Raw genomic sequence first — 3,215 nt, 5'->3', positions numbered from 1 at the left:
TCGGGCCGAAGCCGCCGCAGCCACGCCATCGAGCTGCCGAAGAAGGTTCGGGCCCTGGCGCTGAAGCACGCGCTGTCATCCAAGGCCAAGGCTGACGCTCTGGTCGTGCTCGACTCGTGCGAGCTGAAAGAAGGCAAGACCAAGGAGCTCAAGACGCGCTTCGACAAGCTTGGCGTCGGTTCGGCGCTGATCGTGGACGGCGCGGAGTTGCAGGAAGGCTTTGCGCGGGCCGCGCGGAATATTCCGCGGATCGATGTGCTGCCGGTGCAGGGCATCAATGTTTACGACATCTTGCGGCACGACAAGCTCGTGCTGACGAAGGCGGCGCTGGAAGCGCTGGAGGCGCGGTTCAAATGAGTGCGTTCCAAGCATATGACGTGATCCTCGCGCCGGTGATTACCGAGAAATCCAGCGAGGCGTCTGAGTCGAACAAGGTGGTGTTCAAGGTGCGCCTCGACGCGACGAAGCCGCAAATCAAGAAGGCGGTGGAGAAGCTGTTCGGCGTCAAAGTGGTGGCGGTCAATACGCTGACCCGCAAGGGCAAGACCAAGCGCTTCCGCGGCATCGAAGGGCGCCAGAAGGACATGAAGAAAGCCGTCGTCAAGCTCGCCGAAGGCGACAAGATCGACGTGACGACAGGGATCTGACGAGATGGCTCTGAAGACATTCAAACCGACCACGCCGAGCCAGCGTCAGCTGGTGCTCGTGGACCGCAGCCATCTGTGGAAGGGCAAGCCGGTCAAGTCGCTGACCGAAGGCTTGAGCAAGTCCGGCGGTCGCAACAATACCGGCCGGGTGTCCGTGTGGCATCGCGGCGGCGGCCACAAGCGCACTTATCGCTTGGTGGACTTCAAGCGCACCAAGTTTGGCGTGCCGGGCACCGTGGAGCGGCTGGAATACGATCCGAACCGCACGGCGTTCATCGCGCTCATCAAATACGCGGACGGCGAGCTGGCCTACATCCTGGCGCCGCAGCGTTTGGCCGCGGGCGATACGGTGATCGCCGACGAGAAGGCCGACGTGAAGCCGGGCAACGCCATGCCGCTGGCCAACATGCCGATCGGCACCATCGTCCACAACGTGGAGATGAAGCCGGGCAAGGGCGGCCAGATCGCACGCGCCGCCGGCGCTTACGTGCAGCTTGTCGGCCGCGACGCCGGTTACGCGATTGTGCGGCTGAACTCCGGAGAGACCCGCATGGTGCCGTCCGCCTGCATGGCGACGGTCGGCGCGGTGTCCAACCCCGACAATTCCAACGTGTCGCTGTCCAAGGCCGGGCGCAGCCGTTGGATGGGCCGCAAGCCCACGGTTCGTGGCGTGGCCATGAACCCGGTCGATCATCCGCATGGTGGCGGTGAGGGACGTACGTCTGGCGGCCGGCATCCGGTCACGCCTTGGGGTAAATCCACCAAGGGCAAGCGGACGCGCTCCAACAAGGCGAGCAGCAAGTTCATTCTGCGCAGCCGCCATCAGAAGAAGAAGAAGGGATAACGACGTGGCACGTTCGATCTGGAAAGGTCCGTTCGTCGACGGCTTCCTCTTGAAGAAGGCGGAGAAGGCGCGCGGGAGCGGCTCTAACGCCATCATTAAGATGTGGTCGCGCCGCTCGACCATTCTGCCTCAGTTCGTGGGTCTCACTTTTGGCGTCCATAACGGCCAGAAGCACATTCCGGTGCTCGTGACCGAGGACATGGTCGGCCACAAGTTCGGTGAGTTCTCGCCGACGCGGACGTCCATGGCCATGCCGCCGACCGCAAAGTGAAGAGGGGCAAGTAGTCATGGGCAAGTCGCAACGTGAGCGCACGCTCAAGGACAACGAGGCGAAGGCCGTGACCCGGCTTATTCGCGTGAGCCCGCAGAAGCTCAACCTGGTGGCCCAGCTGATCCGGGGCAAGAAGGTCGATCGCGCGCTCGCCGATCTCTCCTTCTCGCGCAAGCGCATCGCCAAGGACGTGAAGAAGACCTTGGAGTCGGCCGTTGCCAACGCCGAGAACAATCACGATCTGGACGTGGACGCGCTGGTCGTGGCCGAGGCCTATGTCGGCAAAAATCTTGTGATGAAGCGCCTTCAGCCGCGGGCGCGCGGCCGGGCCACACGTATCTTGAAGCCGTTTTCGCAGATGACCGTGGTCGTTCGCCAGGTCGAGGAGCCTGCTTGATGGGACAGAAAGTCAATCCGATCGGGCTTAGGCTCGGTGTCAACCGCACTTGGGATTCGCGTTGGTTCGCTTCGCGCGGCGAGTACGCGCAGCTCCTCCACGAGGATCTCAAGATGCGCGAGCACATCCTCAAGTCGCGCAAGCAGGCCGGCATCTCCAAGGTCGTGATCGAGCGTCCGCACAAGAAGTGCCGGGTGACGGTCTATACGGCGCGTCCGGGCATTCTCATCGGCAAGAAGGGCGCTGATATCGAGAAGCTTCGCCGCGAGCTCGCCAGCATGACCGACTCCGAGGTGCATCTGAATATCGTCGAGGTGCGCAAGCCCGAGGTTGACGCCACCCTGGTGGCCGAGGGCATCGCCCAGCAGCTCGAGCGCCGCGTGGCGTTCCGCCGGGCCATGAAGCGCGCCGTGCAGTCCGCCATCCGCATGGGCGCGCTGGGCATCCGCATCAACTGCTCTGGCCGTCTCGGCGGCGCGGAGATCGCGCGCTTGGAGTGGTATCGCGAGGGCCGCGTGCCGCTGCATACGCTGCGCGCCAATATCGATTACGGCACGGCGCTGGGGCGCACGGCCTACGGCATCATCGGCATCAAGGTTTGGATCTTCAAGGGCGAGATCATGGAGCACGATCCCATGGCCCAGGAGAACAAGGCCCTTGAGGCCCAAGAAGGCGGCCGCTCGACCGGTCGCCGCGAACCCGCCCAGGCGCAGGGCTAAGGCTTAGAGTTATGCTGCAACCGAAACGCACAAAGTTCCGCAAGATGCACAAGGGGCGCATCAAAGGCGCCGCCAAGGGTGCGACCGCGCTCAGCTTCGGCACGTTCGGCCTGAAGGCGCAGGAGCCTGCCCGCGTGACCGCGCGGCAGATCGAGGCGGCCCGGCGCGCCATGACGCGTCAGATGAAGCGCGCGGGCCGTGTCTGGATTCGCATCTTCCCGGACGTGCCGGTGTCGAAGAAGCCGACCGAGGTTCGCATGGGTAAAGGTAAGGGCACCCCGGAATTCTGGGCTGCCAGGGTCAAGCCGGGCCGCATCATGTTCGAGATCGACGGCGT

Annotated in this window: 6 protein-coding genes and 1 pseudogene; all 7 read left to right on the top strand. The window is 63.9% G+C overall.

The genetic code is table 11. From position 1 onward, the window contains the following. On the top strand, positions 1-357 hold a 357-nt coding region (gene rplD / locus AUC71_RS12565), incomplete at its 5' end, for a 50S ribosomal protein L4 (protein ID WP_069624538.1). Further along, positions 354-647: a 50S ribosomal protein L23 gene (locus AUC71_RS12560; protein WP_069624537.1), complete on the top strand. Its 294-nt coding sequence runs from the start codon at positions 354-356 to the stop codon at positions 645-647. The genes rplD and AUC71_RS12560, both read left to right, overlap by 4 nt. A gap of 4 nt (positions 648-651) precedes the next feature. Beyond that, positions 652-1,491, top strand: coding sequence for a 50S ribosomal protein L2 (gene rplB / locus AUC71_RS12555; RefSeq protein WP_069624536.1), 840 nt, complete (start codon positions 652-654; stop codon positions 1,489-1,491). Positions 1,492-1,495: 4 nt separating this feature from the next. Continuing rightward, positions 1,496-1,776, top strand: a pseudogene (rpsS, locus tag AUC71_RS12550) (30S ribosomal protein S19). A gap of 2 nt (positions 1,777-1,778) precedes the next feature. Further along, positions 1,779-2,159, top strand: a complete 381-nt coding sequence (gene rplV / locus AUC71_RS12545; protein ID WP_069624535.1) for a 50S ribosomal protein L22 — start codon at positions 1,779-1,781, stop codon at positions 2,157-2,159. Next, positions 2,159-2,878: a 30S ribosomal protein S3 gene (gene rpsC, locus AUC71_RS12540; protein ID WP_069624534.1), complete on the top strand. Its 720-nt coding sequence runs from the start codon at positions 2,159-2,161 to the stop codon at positions 2,876-2,878. The genes rplV and rpsC overlap by 1 nt, the downstream gene beginning before the upstream one ends. An 11-nt stretch (positions 2,879-2,889) precedes the next feature. Then, on the top strand, positions 2,890-3,215 hold a 326-nt coding region (gene rplP, locus AUC71_RS12535), incomplete at its 3' end, for a 50S ribosomal protein L16 (protein ID WP_069624539.1).

Origin of the sequence: Methyloceanibacter marginalis (assembly GCF_001723295.1) — a bacterium.
Taxonomy (GTDB): domain Bacteria; phylum Pseudomonadota; class Alphaproteobacteria; order Rhizobiales; family Methyloligellaceae; genus Methyloceanibacter; species Methyloceanibacter marginalis.
This window is presented reverse-complemented; position numbering and strand designations above follow the sequence as displayed.

Coding starts and splice junctions, on each gene's coding strand:
- rplB (WP_069624536.1), top strand. CDS start 652: ATGGCTCTGAAGACATTCAAACCGACCACGCCGAGCCAGCGTCAGCTG.
- AUC71_RS12560 (WP_069624537.1), top strand. CDS start 354: ATGAGTGCGTTCCAAGCATATGACGTGATCCTCGCGCCGGTGATTACC.
- rpsC (WP_069624534.1), top strand. CDS start 2,159: ATGGGACAGAAAGTCAATCCGATCGGGCTTAGGCTCGGTGTCAACCGC.
- rplV (WP_069624535.1), top strand. CDS start 1,779: ATGGGCAAGTCGCAACGTGAGCGCACGCTCAAGGACAACGAGGCGAAG.